The sequence below is a fragment of the Cysteiniphilum halobium genome (assembly GCF_003574425.1).
Lineage (GTDB): Bacteria > Pseudomonadota > Gammaproteobacteria > Francisellales > Francisellaceae > Caedibacter > Caedibacter halobius.
The window spans coordinates 12710-33295 of the sequence record NZ_QLIU01000030.1 but is presented as its reverse complement, the minus strand read 5'-3'; the positions used below and the strand labels follow the sequence as shown (position 1 = coordinate 33295).

Annotated in this window: 18 protein-coding genes; 11 read left to right on the top strand and 7 right to left on the bottom strand. The window is 36.6% G+C overall.

The features are described 5' to 3' along the window. Window positions 1-39: 39 nt before the first annotated feature. Both DNK85_RS06840 and DNK85_RS06835 read left to right on the top strand, forming a co-directional pair. Window positions 40-2256 carry a heavy metal translocating P-type ATPase gene (locus DNK85_RS06840; RefSeq protein WP_119328834.1) on the top strand — a complete coding sequence of 739 codons (2217 nt, stop codon included), beginning with the start codon at window positions 40-42 and terminating at the stop codon, window positions 2254-2256. Between the two features lie 12 nt (window positions 2257-2268). Beyond that, complete coding sequence (locus DNK85_RS06835; RefSeq protein WP_119328833.1) at window positions 2269-2631, top strand: cupredoxin domain-containing protein; 363 nt, start codon at window positions 2269-2271, stop codon at window positions 2629-2631. A 45-nt stretch (window positions 2632-2676) separates the two neighbouring features. Here DNK85_RS06835 and DNK85_RS06830 read toward each other — a convergent pair whose 3' ends face one another. Further along, window positions 2677-3279, bottom strand: coding sequence for a UPF0149 family protein (locus DNK85_RS06830; RefSeq protein WP_119328832.1), 603 nt, complete (start codon window positions 3277-3279; stop codon window positions 2677-2679). Window positions 3280-3461: 182 nt separating this feature from the next. Here DNK85_RS06830 and DNK85_RS06825 point away from each other — a divergent pair, with 182 nt between their 5' ends. From DNK85_RS06825 to DNK85_RS06800, 6 genes are all read left to right on the top strand, one after another. Further along, a complete protein-coding gene (locus DNK85_RS06825; RefSeq protein WP_162896578.1) occupies window positions 3462-4103 on the top strand; it encodes an AAA family ATPase in 642 nt (213 codons plus the stop codon). Next, window positions 4100-5008 (top strand): ParB/RepB/Spo0J family partition protein, encoded by a 909-nt coding sequence (locus tag DNK85_RS06820; protein WP_119328830.1) that lies wholly within the window; start codon window positions 4100-4102, stop codon window positions 5006-5008. Before DNK85_RS06825 ends, DNK85_RS06820 begins: the two co-directional genes overlap by 4 nt. 25 nt (window positions 5009-5033) lie before the next feature. Continuing rightward, window positions 5034-5753 carry a glutamine amidotransferase-related protein gene (locus DNK85_RS06815; RefSeq protein ID WP_119328829.1) on the top strand — a complete coding sequence of 240 codons (720 nt, stop codon included), beginning with the start codon at window positions 5034-5036 and terminating at the stop codon, window positions 5751-5753. Further along, window positions 5740-6621 carry an SGNH/GDSL hydrolase family protein gene (locus tag DNK85_RS06810; protein WP_119328828.1) on the top strand — a complete coding sequence of 294 codons (882 nt, stop codon included), beginning with the start codon at window positions 5740-5742 and terminating at the stop codon, window positions 6619-6621. The genes DNK85_RS06815 and DNK85_RS06810 overlap by 14 nt, the downstream gene beginning before the upstream one ends. A gap of 41 nt (window positions 6622-6662) precedes the next feature. After that, window positions 6663-7673 (top strand): glucokinase, encoded by a 1011-nt coding sequence (glk, locus tag DNK85_RS06805; RefSeq protein WP_119328827.1) that lies wholly within the window; start codon window positions 6663-6665, stop codon window positions 7671-7673. 103 nt (window positions 7674-7776) lie between these two features. Beyond that, a complete protein-coding gene (locus DNK85_RS06800) occupies window positions 7777-8943 on the top strand; it encodes an acyl-CoA desaturase (RefSeq protein ID WP_119328826.1) in 1167 nt (388 codons plus the stop codon). Between the two features lie 20 nt (window positions 8944-8963). On the opposite strand, the gene DNK85_RS06795 is transcribed toward DNK85_RS06800, so the two are convergent. Then, window positions 8964-9698 (bottom strand): SDR family oxidoreductase, encoded by a 735-nt coding sequence (locus DNK85_RS06795; RefSeq protein WP_119328825.1) that lies wholly within the window; start codon window positions 9696-9698, stop codon window positions 8964-8966. A gap of 364 nt (window positions 9699-10062) precedes the next feature. On the opposite strand from DNK85_RS06795, the gene DNK85_RS06790 reads away from it, so the two are divergent. Continuing rightward, window positions 10063-11580, top strand: coding sequence for an SH3 domain-containing protein (locus tag DNK85_RS06790; protein ID WP_119328824.1), 1518 nt, complete (start codon window positions 10063-10065; stop codon window positions 11578-11580). 184 nt (window positions 11581-11764) lie between these two features. Beyond that, window positions 11765-14098, top strand: coding sequence for a beta-1,3-glucanase family protein (locus tag DNK85_RS06785; protein WP_119328823.1), 2334 nt, complete (start codon window positions 11765-11767; stop codon window positions 14096-14098). Window positions 14099-14114: 16 nt separating this feature from the next. On the opposite strand, the gene hslR is transcribed toward DNK85_RS06785, so the two are convergent. The 3 genes from hslR to DNK85_RS06770 all read right to left on the bottom strand — a co-directional run bounded on the left by hslR (window position 14115) and on the right by DNK85_RS06770 (window position 16599). After that, window positions 14115-14507 (bottom strand): ribosome-associated heat shock protein Hsp15, encoded by a 393-nt coding sequence (gene hslR / locus DNK85_RS06780; protein ID WP_119328822.1) that lies wholly within the window; start codon window positions 14505-14507, stop codon window positions 14115-14117. 153 nt (window positions 14508-14660) lie between these two features. Further along, complete coding sequence (gene gorA, locus DNK85_RS06775) at window positions 14661-16025, bottom strand: glutathione-disulfide reductase (RefSeq protein ID WP_119328821.1); 1365 nt, start codon at window positions 16023-16025, stop codon at window positions 14661-14663. 232 nt (window positions 16026-16257) lie between these two features. Next, on the bottom strand, window positions 16258-16599 hold the full coding sequence (locus tag DNK85_RS06770; protein WP_119328820.1) for an ArsR/SmtB family transcription factor: 342 nt from the start codon (window positions 16597-16599) through the stop codon (window positions 16258-16260). A gap of 260 nt (window positions 16600-16859) precedes the next feature. Between DNK85_RS06770 and DNK85_RS06765 the strand changes: the two genes are divergently transcribed. Continuing rightward, entirely contained in the window at window positions 16860-17627 is a 768-nt protein-coding gene (locus DNK85_RS06765) for an ATP-binding cassette domain-containing protein (protein WP_119328819.1), read from the top strand. Here DNK85_RS06765 and DNK85_RS06760 read toward each other — a convergent pair. Then, the gene (locus tag DNK85_RS06760) at window positions 17620-19677 is read right to left on the bottom strand and encodes a UvrD-helicase domain-containing protein (protein WP_119328818.1); all 2058 of its coding nucleotides are present in this window, start codon (window positions 19675-19677) and stop codon (window positions 17620-17622) included. The two genes, DNK85_RS06765 and DNK85_RS06760, sit on opposite strands and share 8 nt — an antisense overlap. A 6-nt stretch (window positions 19678-19683) precedes the next feature. Then, window positions 19684-20457, bottom strand: a complete 774-nt coding sequence (gene ygfZ / locus DNK85_RS06755; RefSeq protein WP_119328817.1) for a CAF17-like 4Fe-4S cluster assembly/insertion protein YgfZ — start codon at window positions 20455-20457, stop codon at window positions 19684-19686. Between the last annotated feature and the right edge of the window lie 129 nt (window positions 20458-20586).

Genomic DNA, 20586 nt, shown 5'->3' with positions numbered 1-20586 from the left:
TAAGAGATCTTTACCAAGGAATTGCAAAGGAGAAGGATAATGACAAATAAGCAAAAAATACATGATTATGAATTTGCATTGAAAAACATTTCATGCACGAGCTGCGTTAGCAAAATTGAATCCGCTCTTGCTAAAACACCAGAAATTATAGAAGCACGTGTTAATTTTGCCGATAGAATACTACAGGTTACAACGAGTCTTGATGCTCTGAACATTATTCAACAGTTAAAGCAATTAGGTTATATTGCCGAACAAATCAAAGAGGATGTTGCACATGATACCTTGACTGAAAAACCGCATTTATGGCGCAAGGTGATTATTCCTGGTGTTTTAGGCTTGTTTCTAATGTTTTATGGGTTAAGTTCATTGGCACCGACAGTTGTTCCACATAGTATTAATATTTTTTGGCTTATTATGGCATTGATTACACTATTGATTATGTTTACAGCTGCAGCACATTTATATAAATCAGCATATAAAGCTTTTTTACAGCATCATGCGACGATGGATACTCTGATTAGTTTGGGTACATTAGCTGCATGGATTTATTCAATTATTGTGATTGTAGCACCTCAGGTAATCCCTGAAAATGCTAGACATAATTATCTTGAGGCAGCACTTATTATTATAGCTTTAGTTAATCTTGGTACTTGGTTGGAGCAAAAAGCACGTGGCAAAACCTCTGAAGCGATTAAACAACTTATTGGTTTGCAACCAAAATTTGCTTATCGTATTAATGCTGACGGTCAAGAGGAAAAGGTTGCTATTGATCAATTGCAAATAGGTGATCTCATTCGTGTTAAACCAGGCACTAAAATCGCATTGGATGGTGAAGTTATTGAGGGTAGCTCTTATGTCGACGAGTCAATGTTAACAGGTGAGCCAGTGGCCGTTGTAAAGTCAGCAACAGACAAAGTATTCTCAGGTACTATCAATAAAACGGGTAGTTTTAGCTATCGCGTGACTAAACTCACTAAAGATACGATACTTGCGCAAATCATTGCTTTAGTCAAACAGGCGCAAAATACTAAACCGTCTATTGCGCGTTTTGCCGACATGGTATCAGGTTATTTTGTGCCTTTTGTTATGTTATGTGCAATCGCTGCAGCAATTATTTGGTTTAATTTAGGATTTGGCATTGGTTTTGTACTCGTAGCAGGGATTACTGTGCTTGTGATTGCTTGCCCATGTGCACTTGGTTTGGCAACTCCTATTTCGATTATCGTTGGTATGGGAAAAGCAGCACAATTAGGTGTTTTGATCAAAAATGGTGAAGCCTTACAAAATGCAAGTAAGATCACACATGTGGTACTTGATAAAACCGGTACGATTACCAAAGGACAACCAGAGGTTATGAGTGTGACGTGTATTAAAGGCATTAATGAACAGGATTTGTTGAAGATAGCTGCAAGTTTAGAGGCTCACTCTGAACATCCACTTGCCGAAGCCATTGTCAAAAAAGCACAGCATTTAGGTGACCTTTTACAGGTTAATAACTTCCAAAGTCATACCGGACTTGGTGTGACGGGTGAAGTTAATGGTCAGAGTATTATCGTTGGTAATCATAAAATTATGGCAAACTATGGACTTCAGAGCTTAGAAATGGAGACATCAGCAGCAGCTAAAAGTCGTGAAGGTCAAACGGTAATGTATGTGGCAATCAATGATGTACTAAGCGGAATTATTGCTGTTGCAGATCCAATAAAAGAACATGCCAAAGAGGCAATTGAGGCATTTAAGCGCAATAATATTCAAATAACAATGATCACAGGGGATAATAAAGAAACTGCACATGCGATCGCTAGAATACTCGATATAGATAATGTGTTGGCTGAAAGTATGCCACAAGATAAACTTCAGCATATTAAAGCTTTGCAGCAAAAAAATGAAATTGTTGCAATGGTTGGTGATGGTATTAATGATGCACCCGCATTAGCACAGTCTGATGTTGGTTTTGCGATTGGCAATGGCACTGATATTGCAATAGAAAGTGCTGATATCACCTTGATGCGTAGTTCACTGACTGGTGTTGTTGATGCTATTTTGGTTTCACGTGCAACAATGAAGAATATCAAACAAAATTTATTTGGTGCATTTATTTATAATACATTGGGCATTCCAGTTGCAGCTGGCATTTTATTCCCAGTATTTGGTGTACTTTTAAGTCCAATGATTGCAGCTGCTGCTATGGCAGCATCATCTCTGACGGTAATAACTAATGCTAATCGCTTACGATTTTTTAAAGTTAAAGGTTAAAGGAGAATCATTATGATCACTGTTTTTGTTAATAGTTTCTTAGTCATAGCTGCTTTCTTTGTTGTATATTGGTTTTGGCTCTCGCAATCAAAAGGCACGAAAGTCAAGAGTAATACTAAGGCAAGAATACTTGTAAAAGATGGGGTATATTCCCCTGCGAACCTTTATTTTAACGTTGATAATGACATAAATCTTGAATTCATACGTAATGACAAAAGTGCTTGTGCTGAAATTGTCGTTTTCAAAGAACTTAATAAGCAATATATATTACCAATGAAAGAATCTTTTGATATTGCGCTTGGAAAGCTTCCTAAAGGGGTATATCACTTTAGTTGTCAGATGAATATGTATCAAGGAGCAATTATTGTAGAATAGTTAGTATGAGTTACACATACAATAGACGCATTTATTTAGAAGAAGCTATTTTGAATTTGGGTTACTACGATTTAATGCATATAACTGAATAATTAAATCAGTCAGTCTCTCTAATGACTTATTACGTTGATCTAATGAAAGATGCTCGAAGTCACAATCATCATCAAACCCTAAAATATCATCAATAACCGTTTCAATCTGTGGGTTTAATATCCAAGCATCTGCAAAGTACTCAAAACCGCGCTCAAAACCATCAAGCCAAAGATCAATAGCAGGTAATGCTTGATCTTTATGCATCACGTGATAAACAAGCGGCTCAAACTCAGTCAGTTCATTGTCAAATGCTTTTTTAAGACGCGTATGCTCAGCAGTTAGTAGTTTAATCAATTTATCTTTCTCAATTTCGGATTTGAATTCAGGTAACACATCTTCTTGCCAAACACCTTCTAACCAGTCTTTGTGATCAATGGTTTCAGGACAAAGTAATACTGCTGTGAGATATCCATCAAGCATGGATAAAGAGAAAATATGTTCATCTTTATCAAAATCATCGGCTGGATCCGGATATAAATTAAGAAGCAGATCATCCAGCTCATTCGCTTTATTTGCATCAAATTTGCTGGGTTTGCTTTGGGCTTTGTTATGCATAATAGATCCTTATCATTTGTTATTAGATCAAACTTGCTGGAGAGTATAATCAAACTGAGCAAGCGAATCAAAATAAACACTAAGTCACATGAATAATAAAGCAAAAAAGCCATGGCAGAAAGACTGTAAAATACAGGATGAGTGTTATATACTGACATAAGCATTAAATGTAACTTAATCAACTGAAGATGAAGACAGCAAAAGTAATTGCCCTTTTACAACAAAAAGGTGGCTCTGGTAAGACAACAACCGCAATGAATATCTATGGAGGCCTTAAGGAATTAGGGCACTCTGTGTTAGTCATCGATATGGATAAAGACAAGCCAGATGCTTGGTCGTGGGCAGCTAAAAATGAAGGCTCTGCTGATAATGTGATTCAAGTTGACGAGAAACATGCTAGAGAGGCAATTGCCGAAGTTAAATCAAAGGTTGATTATATTGTGATTGATACGCCACCAAATTTTCAAACGGCAGCTTTAAAGGCGGCTTTGTTAGCTGATTTGGTAATTATTCCAGCAGCTCCCAGTGGTATGGATTTATCAGGCCTTCTTGAGGCAAAAGATCTTGCCTTAACCGCAGATCGTCCTTATAAACTCCTTGCTAATCGCGTCGTTAAAGGCTCAAATATGTCACGCAGCTTGCTTAATGTGTTGGAAGAAGAAGGTAAATCTTTTAGTACGTTTATTCCACAAAGTGTCAAGTTTGTCGAAGCAGAAGCCTCTGGAATGTATATTGGTGATTATGCGCCTGAGAGTAATGTTCATGTTCAGGTTAGAAAGTTAGCCAAAGAGATCGTAGCCTCTTTCTCAGGAGTGACTGCATGAGTACAAAAATATCCTTAGCCAATAGGAAAAGAGTGCATGAATTAGGCAGTGTTGATGGAAGTGCCGATAATAAGAAGGAAGCACTATTAGCACTTAAGCTTAAAACCTTAAATGAACATGCTACACAATCTGGTGGACTATTGGATCTTAGTTTAAATGAACTGATGCCCGATCCAAATCAGCCACGTAAGATTTTTAGAAATATCGATACTTTGGCACAAAGTATTGCGCAAAAGGGTATTATTCAACCAATTATTGTAACACCCAAAAAGGAGGATGGGTTTTATCATATTATCGCTGGAGAGCGCAGGTTTAGAGCGGCAAGAGAGTTAAAACTTGAAACCGTACCATGTATTTTACGCGATGAGGCTGACAATGATATTTTGATCATCCAATTACTTGAGAATGAGCAACGTGAAAAGGTATCTCCGTTTGAAGAAGCAGATGCTTTAACTGAGCTTGTGATGAAGCGTAAAATGAATAAAGCAGAAGTTGCTGAATCTCTAGGACGTGAACCAAGCTGGGTGTCGCTGCGCTTAAAACTTGCCAAGTCCTCACAAGCAGTTCGTCTATTAAATCATGATGGTTTAATCGATGATGTGCGCACATTGTATGAATTGAAAAAACTTGAAGATGAATTACCACAAGTTGCCAATCAGTTTGTGCAAAAAGTGCGTGAGAATAAAATTCATGGTGCTTATCGCCAAGCGATAAAACGCGCTAAAGAAACATGGTACAAGAAACAAGAAAAGCTTGAAGGCAAAGAAAACTCAATTCAGATTGAGGAAATTTTAAATTTGGATGATGGTTTGATTGGCTTTAAAGCAGATAAAGAACATGCGAGTAAACTCTATACGTTCAAACTATCAAAAGCCGCTTTGATGCAACTTAAAGAAATGATTTAAAAGGTTGGAGTTCAAAGGGGTCTTAATGAAAATAGCCTTACTGCAAGCTGATCATATTCCTGAGTATCGTCGTTATGTTTCAGGGGGCAATTATCCTGATATGTTTGCCAATCTTTTTTTGAAAGTCTCAACCATTGTTGATATCGATGTCTTTGATGTGACGGTTGGTCAATACCCAAAAGATATTAAATATTATGATAAATTTATTATTACAGGTAGCAAAGCAACATCATTTGAACGCCTGCCATGGATCTGTGTACTAGAAGACTATATAAAGTCACTTTTTGGTTTACACAAAAAGATGGTTGGTATTTGTTTCGGTCATCAAATCTTAGCGCAGGCGCTAGGTGGACGTGTTGAGCGATCAATCAGGGGTTGGGGCGTTGGTGTACAATGCATTAAGATACTTGAAAAACAAGCATGGATGTGTCCGTTTCATGATCATTTAAGTCTGTCTTTTTATCATCAAGACCAAGTGGTTGAGCTGCCGCAAAATGCCACTTTAATTGCTACAAATACCTTTTGCCCTATACAAATGTTTATTATTGATAATCTTGTTTGGGGTATGCAGGCACACCCTGAAATGTTGCGTGCACATAATCATTTATTGATAAAAGAACAAAAAGAGGCGTTATCACATTGCTTTGAATCCGGTATAGATAGCTTGAGAATGCGTGATCACAGCAGAGTGGTTGCACAATGGATGGTCAATTTTTTTGAAGGAGCTAACGATGACTGTTGGTAGTATTGTAGTATTTGGCGATAGCCTACAAGATAATGGTAATTTAATTAAAACATTGGAAATCCCAGGAGTGCCTTATGACCGTGGCCGTTTTAGTGATGGCTTAGTTGCTTGTGAATATCTTGGCACTATGCTCAAAGAAAAGCAGCAAACAGCAACCGATATTAAAGTAAGTAACTATGCTATTGGTGGCGCGTGCACCACAGGCAAAAATCCAAAATCACTATTGACTGCACATGCTTTTTCAGTGCAAAACCAGATTGACCGATATGTTGCACAGAAAGGCCGTTTTACCGATGATGCACTTGTCATGTTAAATGGTGGTGGTAATAATTTCTTATTTGCCGTGCATAATGAAAAACCATTTTTAAACTTCCCTGCAGTTTATCGCGTTGCCAGTGATTTATTATGTAGTATTGACCGAGTGATTAAGTTAGGTGCCAAAAAGATTGTTGTTTGGAATGTGCCTGATGTTACGGTAGCACCTGCCTATGATGTAACTCCTTTTCCAAAGCTTATGGTTATTTGGCTTAAGAAATATATAAAGCACAATATTATTAAGCAAAATAAACAACTTGAAATCGGTATCAATAGGCTTAAAGAGAAGTATCCTTTTGTGCAGATTTATTTATTTGATGCCTATGCTTTATTGCATGAAGCATTAGAAACACCAATGGCATTTGGTTTTGATAATGCAACCGAAGCGTGTATTAGAAGTTTTGGCGGTGTTGATGGTAGTGGTGAAATCCAAACAGACATTCCTATTGAACACGATCCACAGACTCACTTATTTTGGGACTATGTTCATCCAACGACCAAGGCGCAAAAAATGCTTGCTGAGAAAATATTTGACTTACTACATCCGTTGTAGTCTATTTTTAGCCATAACTATTAATAATAAGGACAAAAAAGATGATCGTATTAGCTGGTGATGTTGGTGGAACCAATACACGCTTGCAATTGACTGAATATACACAAAAAAAAGCCAAGGTACTGTTTGCTAAAAAATATTTGGCTGTTGATTTTAAAAGTTTATCTGCCATTATTGAGAAATTTCTTGCAGAGTCAGCGATTGATAAAGTGCTAATTAAAGCTGCTTGTATTGCGGTGGCAGGCCCTGTTAAAAATGGTGCAATTGAATTTACTAATCTGCCATGGGGGCTAACGGAAATAGAATTAGCTAAAGTATTAACACTTGATATTAGCAAGGTCAAATTAATCAATGATTTTGCCTCAATTGGCTATGGTCTAGATGCGGTGGAAACTAAAGACTTAGCCTGTTTGCAACAGTCGCCTATTGATGAGAGTGCACCTATTGCAATGGTTGGTGCTGGTACAGGCATTGGCATGGGGATTGTCACTAAACATGATGATAAAACCTTTGTTTACGCAAGTGAGGGAGGGCATCAAGATTTCGCGCCAGTAGACGATGAACAAATTGGGCTATTTCAATTTCTAAAGAAAAAACTACATCGTGTATCAATCGAGCGTATTTGTTGTGGGCCTGGCCTTGTTAACATTTATAAATACGTAGTCGCTAATCCTTTATATAATCAACCGGAATCACCTGAGCTAAGAAGAGATATGCATAAAGGTGGCGATCAAGCACAACTGATCACACAATACGCCGTTGAAAAAGGTGATCCGATGGCACTAAGAGCCGTTGATATCTTTATTCGAGTTTATGGTGCGGTAGCCGGAAATATGGCGTTAGTGACTTTACCAAAACGTGGGCTTTATATTGTGGGTGGCATTGCGCCAAAGCTTATTAAACAAATGCAAGATGGTCGCTTTATAAAAACCTTTTATGACAAAGGACGTATGACAGGATTAATGAAAGAAATTCCCGTTTTTGTTGTGATGGATACCGATGTTGGTATTAAAGGTGCAAGCGCTTTTGCTTTATCATTGTGCAAAAAATAATCCTAGCATTTTCGGATATTTGCTATAAGATGAGCAGTGTAAATTTATTTTTCGCGTTTCACATTTTTGTTTTTTGCTGAATTAACTTATAAAAAGGAGACATATGCAAAACAATGTAGAAAAACGGCCACTAGATATGAAAAGTGTGCTGATTTTGACTTTAACACCGATTGCGGCATTAATATTTATTCCTTATTATGCTGTAACTTATGGCTTTTCTTTAGCTGATTGGCTTTGGTTTGGCTTTTTTATGATTGCAACGGGGTTATCCATTACTGCAGGATATCATCGTTTGTGGTCGCATCGCGCTTATAAGGCTAAAGCGCCACTTAAAATCTTCTTTATGCTGTTTGGTGCCGCAGCTTTGCAAAATAGTATTATTAAGTGGTCATCAGATCACCGTAAACATCACCGTCATGTTGATGATAAAGAACAAGATCCTTATGCCGCAACCAAAGGTTTTTGGTACAGCCATTTCACCTGGATGTTAAGAGAGCTACCAAAAAAAGTTAGTAAAATTGAAAATGTCAATGACCTTGAAAAAGATAAAATCGTTGCTTTTCAACATAAATATTATGTGCCATTAGCTATTTTTATGTGCGTAGTGTTACCAATGCTTATCGGTGCAACTTATGGAAGCATTGGTGGCTGTTTATTATTGGCTGGCTTACTACGCTTAGTACTTAATCACCATTTTACGTTTTTTATTAATTCACTTGCGCACATTTGGGGCAAGCAAAAATATTCAGATGAAAATACCGCACGTGATAATCCAATATTATCATTAGTCACTTATGGCGAAGGCTATCACAACTATCATCATAAGTATGCAGGGGATTATCGCAATGGTGTCAAATGGTATGACTTTGATCCTTCTAAATGGATTATTTTCAGTGCCTCAAAAATTGGCTGGGCATATGATCTAAAAACCACGCCAAAACCTGTAATTGAAGCAGCACGTGCCTCGATGCAATTAAAACATGCGCAAAGCAAACTTAAAGATAAGCGCTATATTAAACTGATTGTTGACTTTGAACAGCGTTTAGAAACACAATATAAGTTGCTTTTTGATAGTATCAAAGAGTGGGCAAAAGCAAAGCAAGCCTGCTTACAAGCAAAGAAAGATAAACTATCTTCAACACAAATTATTCAGCTTAAAGAGCATTATAAAGAGCTAAAGCGTAAATTTAAAACCGAACGCAAGGTATGGCGCGTAATGGCTTATTCCTCAGCTAAGCTTGCCAAGTCACAAAATAGAGGTGTTGCGTAGATAAAAAAGTAGATAAAGAATCAAGGTTGCTGTTTTGTTGCAGCAATAACAATCTCACGAATACAAACATTTTGTGGCTGCATATAAGCATAGATTACTGCATTAGCAACATCATCCGCGGATAAAACGCCACCCATATCGTCTTTCCATGCCTCATAACCTGCTTTAATCTCTGACGATGACGTATGACTTAACAGCTCAGTCTCAGCAGCCCCCGGCGCTATAGTGATCACACGAACATTATGTTCAGCAACTTCCTCTCGAACATTCTCGCTAATAGCATGAACAGCAAATTTAGTACCACAATAAGCAGCATGATTCGGGAAAGTTTTTCTTCCTGCAATTGAGCTGATGTTAATGATTGTTCCCTCATTGCGCTCTTTCATATCAGAAAGAACAATTTGCATGCCATTAAGTAGGGCATTAACGTTAACATCAAGCATCTTGGAGAACTCACTACCATCTTGAGTGTCAATCTGACCAAGCAGCATAACCCCTGCATTATTAATCAAGCAGTCAGTTTTACCAAATTTCTGCTCAGCATCTCTTATGGCTTTTTCAAAAGCGTTGCGGTTAGTAATGTCAACTTTAGTACAAATGGTATTAGGTAGTTTAAGTGCTTCAAGCTTGTCTAAACGCCTAGCAATTAATAATAATGGAAAACCATTAGCACTTAACTTTTTGGCAATTGCAGCACCAAAACCAGAGCTGGCACCAGTGATGACAATTAGTTTTTTATTTTTTTGATTACTCATGCGTGATTTCTCTTTAATTTTATGTGGAAAGGTAATTATATACCTGACGCCTTAGTTTTTAAATAAAATTATTTATTGACCAGTAGTTCCCACTGAAAAACTCTCTGAAAGCCTATGGTTGAGAGGTTTATTAGAAAAAAGATTACGAAAATAATTTTCTGGAAGCCTTGATTTATCTAGCCTGGCGAGGTTAATGGAAATTGCTGTTTATTGACCAGTAGGCAGTTTCCACTGTATTTTCTATTTTTGACAGCCCTGCAGATACTTTTTGAAAATAATAAAACCCTGCCGTCATTGATCGATGGCATTTTTAAATATATCTGGAGTGTAGAGTTTCAGTAAGGATAATTAAGGAGACCATGCCATGAAACTGATCAAAGCAGGATTTATAGTATTTATTTCGCTTATTACTACAGTTGCTTGCGCTAGCACTGATAATATTACTATTCCAACCGAAATTAAACAAAGTCCTAGTATCTATGTTGAAGGTAACATGGATCAACTTTTATTATCAAAAAAAGAACAATTACAAAACATCAATTATTTTAAACAACAATATTTTTATCCTTGGACAGATAAAGCTAATCAACATTTATTTTGTTATGTCCCAGGAATTGGAGCAACCTGTAGTTCAACAAAGGATCTAGAAGTTGGAACTATTGCGTACTATAAAAACAAAAGAGGATATAATCAATACTACTTGCCTCATATATCGACATGGTTAGATTCTATTGCCATAAATATGGATTTAGATAATTTCCCCAATATTTCCTGCTCATCATCACTTGGTTGCAAAGTGATTATGGTGAATAATGCACAAGTTAGATCATTACCAACAAACACTCCCTTTTATAATGATTTTACAACTGCAGGTGAAGGTTTCCCATTCGATTACATTCAACTTTCTGATATGTGGCTAGGAACGCCTGTACAAGCAGTACAAATGACAAAAGATGAAAAATGGATATTAGTAAAAGGTCAAGGAATATTAGGTTGGGTACCAAGCAAAACATTTGCCTTTGTTAGTTCAAAATTTATTAGAAAATGGGAGTCATCTAATTTTGTAGTCCCTATTGTACAAAAGCAAGAGATATATATAAATAAACAGAATATGATCACCCTGTATGTAGGGAGTATGCTCCCTAAAAAAGAACATTATTTGATTGTTCCTTATAAATCGATAAATTCTACAGCAAAAGGAAAGCGGGTGAGTTTACATGGACTCTCTACAGAAAGTTGGCCACTTTTGCCAACGCCTCGAGATTTTTCTTTGCAAATTAGTGTACTTTTAAACATGCCATATGGCTGGGGAGGTAATGGATTTAATAGTGATTGCTCAGGTCTTATGAGAAGATTGTTTTTGAGCTTTGGAATTTGGTTGCCAAGAGCAACTTACTGGCAAACTAATTACACAGGTGCTAAATATAGCTTATATGGCAAATCAGAGCTTGAAAGGAAAGATATTCTGATCAATGGTAAAGGTTTTATAAAACCTTTACCATTTTTAACATTAATCTCTTTTGGCAACTCAGAAAATTCAACCAGTCATCTTGGCTTATATATTGGCACTTCAAAATATAACAATAAAGATATTGCTGTTATGTTTCATGCTCCTTGGGGAATTAAAATTACCAATAATGGCCTAACTGGTAGGGCGCTTGTAGCAAAGTCATTAATAAGTCCTGTTGGCATTGGAGATTCTCTTGCCGATGGATTCTTAGAAAAAGGTTGGAACATAGAATCTCTTTGGAATAAAGTTGGGATGAATTTAACATTTATAGGGAATTCGAATATTAATGATAATACGCTAACTAGAAGTTACAAAATGAATAATGCGCCAAATGATAGCAATAGCGTAGAAGCATATATCATGGATAAATGATATTAAATGGTCTTTTATTAATGTGAAAATTTTTGTGCAACTATTTGAGTCATTTTTAGTCATCTAAGTTACATGGTTCTTCTATTTTTTTATCTATACTATTGGGTAAATGGTTTAACAAGTAGTAGATAATTTCTACTAAAAAGAATCATTTCACCCTGTAAACTAAATAAGGAAGAATACTATGAAAGTCAAATACCTAAGCCTTGCTGTTAGCTCATTATTTATTTTTGCAAATGCCTTTGCTGCTTCAAGTGCTCAAGATTATGCAACAACATTGAATACACTTGCAAATACACCAGTAACAGAACAGTCTAACTATTTCCCAGTACAGATTGTTGATAATCTTAAAGATAATAATCAACAAGGTATCACTAATGCTTATCTTCTTATGATTGCTCAGCAGATTCCTAAAGTGAAAACAGATCCTGCCAACGCATGTGTTATGCAGTTTTCTTCTAAAAACTTAGATGGTACAACAGTTGCTGTTGGTCATTGCGTTGTGCCACAAGTTGGCGAAGATATTGGACAGCAAGCACAAGCATTAAGCACTATTCCTGGTTATAATGCAAATACACATAGTGTTTTAGTGTATATACCGAAGGTGCAAAGTGGGCGAGCGTTTCTTTCCTTAAATCATAAATTAAGTATGTATGCGCTTAAAACAGATAATACGATTAGTTATCAGGCTCCAGACGATAGTAATAAACAAGATCCTAGTTATGATATTATCTATGATAAATTTGAGTTTACCTATGGTGATGATGGTGTATTCTGGATTAATCCAACCTCTGTTGACTTCTTTTCAATCCCAATTAGTTTAATAAAATATGGTACAAATGAAACTTCAGGGGATTTAAAAGCAAGCTCAGGTGCTCCACTGAATCAAACACGGGCACAAATCATCAATGCTATGAATCAGACATTAGACAGTGCAGGAGGTTCATGGACAAAATTGTTGCATACTTATGATGGGACAAGGATCCGTATTGCAGCACCACACATAGCGCCTGATTTTCCAAAAGATAGTTATTTAAATACTTATGTTACAACCTTTAGAAATTATTATAAAAACAAAACGCTAACAATTAATTGTAGTGAACTGGTTGGTGATGCAAGTAACCCAATGCCTTTAGGTGAAAAATATGGTTATGTAACAAGTGGTGCTGACAAAGGTCAGCCAATGTATCCTGCTAATCTTTATCCTAAGTTATATGAATTTACAGGTCAGGTAAATGACAAAAATGAATTTGTTTTTAGTAATAAGGCAGGCGTGGATCAAGTAAATAAGGCTAAAGGAAAGGAACTTGAAGCTGTCACTGAAAAAATTGATTTAAGTAATACTGCTCAAATTGCACAGGGTTTTTTTGAACCAGGTCAAGCAGGTACAGCATTTGCTACGCCAAATAAAACTTTGCAAAGCGTGCTTGTTAAAAACATAACAGCAGCATGGTCTGTGGGATTATTGACGCCATCACCACAACAGGATGTATCTCTTAGTTCAAGTTATTTTGAAAATAATAAAAGCAATTACTACCAAACTGGTTCGTATGATGTTTATGCAAAAGCAATTCACGCAGTTATGCCAAATACTTATGCTTATGCATACGATGATGTAGTCAAGCAAGATGGAACGCTTAATTCAAATAATAATACCCAACCAGTAATGATAGTCTTTGGTGATATGAGTGGTATCAATATCCCAACTCCACCGCCAGCGACACAATTTCACCCAGCAACAGTAACAGGCATTGTAGATAGTCAATCAAACCAAAATTCACTGTATTGTGATGGTGCAAATTGTACTACTGATGTTAGTTTTAAAGCCCCTGCTCAAAAAGGAGTAAGCTATTATCCATTAGCACATAATTTGTTTGACAATATAAGTTCAAACGACCTTGCTAAAAAACAGGCTATAGTAGCTGGAACTAACCAAGGGTCTGGTGTCCAAAATTACACTGCAACATTAACCATCCCACAAGAAGATGTCATTGGGGCTCCTGCAGTGGGAAGTGTAGGGAGTGTCAGTGGTCTAAAAGTTCAAGTATTTGCTTGCTCTGACTTGCCTGGTGGTAACTGCCCTGGAATTACACGAGCTCCAGGAGTTGGTAATCCAACAAGTTCAGCAGTTTACCCTAAAGCAAATGTTACTGTATTGCCAGTAACTATTAGCCAGCATACTGGTTATACATGTTCAGGTGGTTCTTGTAGTGTGACACTTAAATGGACTGTCCCTGAAGGGCAAGGATCAAATGTCCAGTATTATATTGGTTTGCAAGGTTATACTTTAGGGGCTGCAGCAGGATTTGAAAATGGAGTATATTCACTAACGACAGCAGGCGCCACTACACAAACGATCAATGTCAGTTATAATGATTTAAATGCGGCATTAACTCAGGCGCAAGTATTTTCATGCTCGACATCAAATAACGACTGTCCAACACCAGCAAATAATTATGCTCCAGTAAATGCAGCACCAGGTAGTCAGCCAATTGATTTAACACCACCAACGGCGTGATATTTTCAGAGTCAACTTAATCACCACTGTCTTGTTGGTGCTTAAAAGACATAATCTGACGGCGTTCTTTTTTATTTGGTTTAACTGGATTGGGTAGGGTGGCTTTATTTAGTTTTCTAAGCATTGTCTCATGCTCACGTTGTTCAATGCTGTCAGCTGTTTCATTATAAAGCGTTTGTGCAATACTTGCTGTACTTCGTACATCTGATAAAGCCATAACTGTAACGACTTTTTTAGCGTAACCTTGGCGAATGGTCAGTGTCGCGCCAAGTTCAACTTTTTTGCTGACTTTAGAGCGTGCACCATTATAATGCACCTTGCCACCTTCAATTGCTTCTTTAGCTAATTGGCGTGTCTTGAAAAAACGTGCTGCCCATAACCACTTATCTAAACGAACATCATCTGTCATATCTTATCCTTGTAGAAATTAGCTTAGTAATCCATAAAAGAATTAAGTTGAGCTTCAATTATCCCCGCATTCGCGCAGCTTAAGCTGCACGACTCCCACAAGGGGAGAGGTAATAGGTGATGCAATTTATTTTACATCATTACCTAGTAAACATTAACGCATTGTAACCAATTCTTCGGCACTGGTTGGGTGAATGGCAATAGTATTATCAAGATCTTGTTTTGTTGCACCCATTTGAATAGCAACTGCGAAGCCTTGTAATATTTCATCAGCATCTAAACCAATTAAGTGACAACCGACCACTTTTTCATCAACGCCGGCAACAATAAGCTTCATTACTGTAGGCAGTCTAAAGCCTGAGATCGCGGCAAAAAGAGGAGTAAATTTACTTTGATATATTTTGATATTGTCTTTGCCATACTTTTTATTTGCTTCTTTTTCAGATAAACCAACCGTACCAATCGCTGGATGTGAAAAAACAACCGTAGGAATCAAATGTGTATCCAGTTTGAGTTTATTTTCACCATTGAATAAGCGTCTAGATAAACGTCTGCCTGCGGCAATGGCAACAGGAGTTAACTGTGCAGCACCTGTGGCGTCACCCAATGCAAAAATATGCGGAACCGTGGTTGTTTGATATTCATCAACGATAATGGTGCCATTGTCATTGAGTTTAACACCTGCATTTTCTAATCCCAAGTTATCAGTTAATGGTGCGCGCCCGGTTGCCCAAACAAGACAATCAACATCATAAAGCACATCACTATTATTTAAATGGATATCAAGCAAGCCACTGGTTTTTTTAATCACTTTAATAATGTTAGTATGCGTTTTTACATCCATCTGTAGCATCTGCATGCTGCTAAGTAATTCATCACTTAACATCTCATCAAACTCTTTAAGTGGTTTATCCCGACGAATAAGAAGATGTGTTTTTGTGCCTAGTTCATGAAAAACCCCTGCAATTTCAACACCAATATAACCACCACCAACGACAACAGCTTTTTGTGGTTGTGTATCAAGCTCAAAAAAATCATCTGAAGTGATACCATATTCAGCACCTGGAATGGGTGGAGTCAAAGGATAGGCGCCTGGACAGATATAAATGTGATCGGCACTAATTTCAGTTTGGCTATTTTCATTATCAATGATGATAGTATTCTTATCTTTGAAGCTCCCCCATCCTTTAAAAGGTGTGATTTTTTGGGTACCAAATAGCTTGTTATAAAACTGGTGAATATTAGAAATATAGGTTTCACGTTTATTTTTGAGTGTCTGCCAATTAAAGCCTTTGACGTCTAGATCAAAGCCATAGCCTTGATAATCATGCTTTAAACGTGAGGCTAAATTAGCTGCATACCACATGGCTTTTTTAGGGACACAGCCTCGGTTAACGCAGGTACCACCTAAATCTTTTGCTTCAATAATAGCGACTTTTTTACCAAAGCGTGCTGCCTGAACTCCTGCTGCAATACCGCCACTACCTCCACCAATACAAATCAAATCAAAATGTTGCATAAATCTATCAATATCTTTAAAAAAGTAGTATTAGTATATACTTGCAGAGAATCATTTTGTAGCGTTTCTTACCTTGCATTTAACATATCCTAATGCCGCAATAGTAAGGAGTGCACAGCCTTAATAAGATATATATTTATTTAGTTTTAATAAACAAAGTGATGAAGGTGGCATGCTTGATATACTCATGCAAAAGCATTTTACTATCGAGTGTTAAAGGGCAGAAGGGGGGTTATTGAAACATATCAGCAATTGATTCAAACATCTGACGCGTATAGGTCTTATTTAATTTGCACATTCTAAATTGCGCTTTGCGTTCACATGTAATAATACCGGCTTCTTCAAGTTGTTGAATATGTTGTGACGTAACAGATTGAGAGAGGTCTAATTTTTGCATAATCATATTGATGGTGACACCATCTTTTTCGATGTCAATTTTCTCGGAGAAAAAATTCTTTTTAGGCTCTAAAAGCCATAGTGCAATATTAAATCTATCTGGATTAGACAATGCTTTAAACGCCTTTAAACATAATTCTGTTTGATATGTTGATCCTAAGTTTTTTAATATCGACATGTAAATATACCCTCATCATCTTAATGTGTATCTATTTTTACCGATGAGGGCAGGGGAGTCAAATGATATATATTTAATTGAATTTACAAATATCTAATTTTACGTATATTTAAATATCCGCATATCCGAATATTTAAATATTTGGATATACAAATATTTAGAGCAATAGGTATTTGCCTATCCGAATATTAGTGAATTGCCATATCATTGGCTTTTCTTTATAGTTGTTATCAATCAAGGTTCAGTTAGATGAAATATATATGCTTGAATTAAGAAACATTAATGTTGCGGCAAGGATTTTTGATGTTAATGCGTTATTTAAATCAGGTGAAAAATATGCGATTATTGGTATAAATGGAGCAGGAAAAACTTCACTACTTGATGTGATATCTGCCAGAGTTTCACATAAAAGGATCAAAGGGAAGGTTTTACTTAATGGCGAAGATGTAGCGCAATTTACCCCCAAAAGGCGCGCTCAAAGATTTGCTTATCTTGCGCAAAACACACAAGTTTTATTCAACTATACCGCTAATGATATTATTAAAATGGGGTTTTATGCGCATCAGTTAAATACCAATCGTAAAGTAAAACTAATCAGCGAGATTTGTGAATTATTAAGTATATCTAAACAATGTGAAATACCTTTTCATATGCTTTCAGGCGGTCAAAAACAACGCATTCATCTGGCACGCGTTATATTGCAAATTATTGCCAGTGATAGTCATGAAGAAAAATGGTTGCTATTAGATGAGCATGCTACTGGATTAGATCTTTATCAACAAGCTAAAGTTTTTGATGTTTTAGATGAATTATTAAAACGCCATAACTTAGGTGTTATTATGGTGATGCATGATTTGAATTTAGCAGCGCAATTTTGTGATCAAATGCTGTTGATCGATAATGGTAAATTAATAAAAATGGATACGCCAAAAAAAGTAATACTTGATAATGAGTTTACAAAATCATTTAAAATTAACACCAAATATTTGGCTGATGAAGATGCCTTTTTGTTTACGACAACTATGTAAAGCGATTCTTTAATAAGCTTAAATTGCTCTTAGCAAGTGTCTTTCTTTCAGCTTGTGTGGTTTCTGATTTGCCACTCCAGCTAAGATCATCTTGTGGTAACTCATCGATAAAGCGACTAGGTTTTGATGGGATTATTTCACCAAATTTTTTACGTGCTTTGGTTAAGGTTAGGGTGAGTGTGTGTTTTGCTCTGGTAATTGCGACATAAGCTAAACGACGCTCTTCTTCAACAAAGTTATCTTCAATACTTTGCTGATGCGGTAACAAACCTTCCTCAACACCCATAATATATACATGTGGATACTCTAAACCTTTTGAGGCATGGACGGTGAGTATTTGGACTTTTTCATCTTCTTTTTGTTCTTGCTCGCGATCAATGATATCTAATAGCAGCATGCGATTAATTGTCTCAGCAAAATTTATCTCTGTGGACTGGCTTGCTGTATTTTTTACTTCTTCCACATCTGCTATATTTTCAGCATCACTTATATCTTCGCTTTTCTCACATATCCAAGCAATTAAATCTTGCACGTTTTTGTAGCGTTTTTCTGCTTGCGCCAATGAGTTCGTATTGTCAACCAGCCAAGTATGGTAATTAATACTTTCCATCATGTTGATCAAATGCGTTGCCAAATGATGCATATCTTTAATCTTCTGCTGATAGTCATAAATGAATTGTTTAAAGGTTTTAAGCTTTTCAATAGCAAGAGGCTTCAACATCTGTGTTAATCCTATTTCATCTATAGCACTAAACAATGAAATATGCCGTGATGTCGCATATTCACCGAGTTTCTCAAGTGTGGATGGGCCTATCTCACGTCTGGGTGTATTAATAACACGCAAAAATGCACAGTCATCTTGATCATTCACAAGTAACTTAAAATATGCCAAAGCATCTTTAATCTCTGTTTTAGCAAAAAATGAACCACCACCACTAATGGCATAGGGGATTTTATATAGCTGAAAATAACGCTCAATCAAAAAAGATTGGTGATTGCCACGAATAAGCACGGCATAGTCTTTAAAATACGTATTATTTTTGACTTTGTGCGTCATAACTTCACTAGCGATACGTTGGGCCTCATCTTCTTCACTTTTAGTCACCAGCACACGAATCGGTTCACCATAGTGATGAGCTGACCAAAGTTTTTTGGTAAATAAATGGGGATTATTATCAATTAAGGTATTAGCAGCATGCAGAATACGCCCACTTGAGCGATAGTTTTGCTCAAGTTTGATAACTTTGAGTTTCGGATAATCTTGTTGCAAAAGGGATAAATTTTCAGGGCGAGCACCACGCCAGGCATAAATTGACTGGTCATCATCACCCACCACAGTAAATTGTTGACGCTGTGACACCAATAGCTGCATGAGTTTATATTGGCTTTCGTTGGTATCTTGGTATTCATCAATTAACATATAATGAAATCGCTTTTGCCAATACTCTTTAACCTCAGGATGTTTTTTCAATAATTGTACGGGAATAAAGATTAAATCATCAAAATCTACCGCATTATAAGCTTTAAGATACTTTTGATATTGAATATACACTTCATGTGCTTGTTTTAAATGGTCATTACCTGCAAGTGCAACTTCAGTCGGTGTTAATAGTGCATTTTTCCACAATGAAATTTGTTGTTTAAATTCAGCAGCTGCCTGTTTGGTTGATTGGAAAGCGCTATAGGCAATCTCATGAATAAGAGTAATCGCATCTTGCTCATCAAAAAGGGTGAAATTGGCCTTATAACCGAGCAGGGCATGGTGCTTGCGCAATAAAGTTAATCCAAGATTATGAAAGGTGGAAATACGCAAGCCTCTGGTATTCTCACCTTCAAGGCGTGATTGCACACGTGATTTCATCTCTTTGGCTGCTTTATTGGTAAAAGTAACCGCTAAGATACTGTTTGCCTTGTAATGACACTTTTGAATTAAATAGGCGATTTTCTCAGTAATCACACTGGTTTTACCACTGCCAGCTCCTGCTAGTACTAGTAATGGACCATTAATATACTCAACCGCCTGTTGTTGCTGTGGATTTAATTGATGCATATTATTTTAAGCAATAATTTTGGCATGGATATCGTCTTGTAGAATAATTGGTGTATTGTCAATGACTTGATTAAATACAGCAAGCACATAGCTGTGATCATTAATATCAACCTGATTGACAATATTAGCAATATTTTTGCCTTCAAGGCTTTGCAGTTTCTCGGCAGTGGGTAATGCCTTATCTGTTTTAATGCTTAACAGAGATTTTTTTAAATTACCGCGATATTTCATGCGTGCAATAATTTCCTGTCCCATAAAGCAGCCTTTTTGATAGCTAACCACATATAGGCGATCAAGATTAAGCTCTGCCGGCAAAAAAACCTCACTATTATGAATATCAATCATTGGTAATTGTTGACAAATATTCTCTTTTTGCACTTCATCAAAACTTAATGAGTTCGCTGCTAGCTGTTGAGAAACATCAATAATAGTGTGTTGCAGAAAAAAACCTTCTTCATTTTGATTTTGGCTATAAACCAGTTGGTATTGATCAGAAGTCTCAAAGGTAATCTTAGAAAATACAGCGTATTTTCTAAGGGCTTGTAATGTTTGATCAGCAAGATTGCTAGGTAAGGCTAATAGAAATTCATTTTCCACAATAAAATGCATAAAGAATAGGGCAATAATGCGTCCCTTTTGGTTGCATAGCGCGTTTAGCTGTATCGGGTTATCTGCATTAAGCAACGTCACATCATTGGTTAGTTGCCCTTGCAGAAACTTCACGCAATCCGTGCCAAATACGCGAATCATTTCAATATTGTCATAGATATAATAAGCCATAAAAGCCACATTTAAAGCTTGGTCATAATGGTAAGGAAAATAGCGGATTTAACGCTCAAAGTAAAGTAAAGTGCAGTCTACTTGCGATTGAAAAATCATAAAAATGGTCATGATTATATACCACTTATT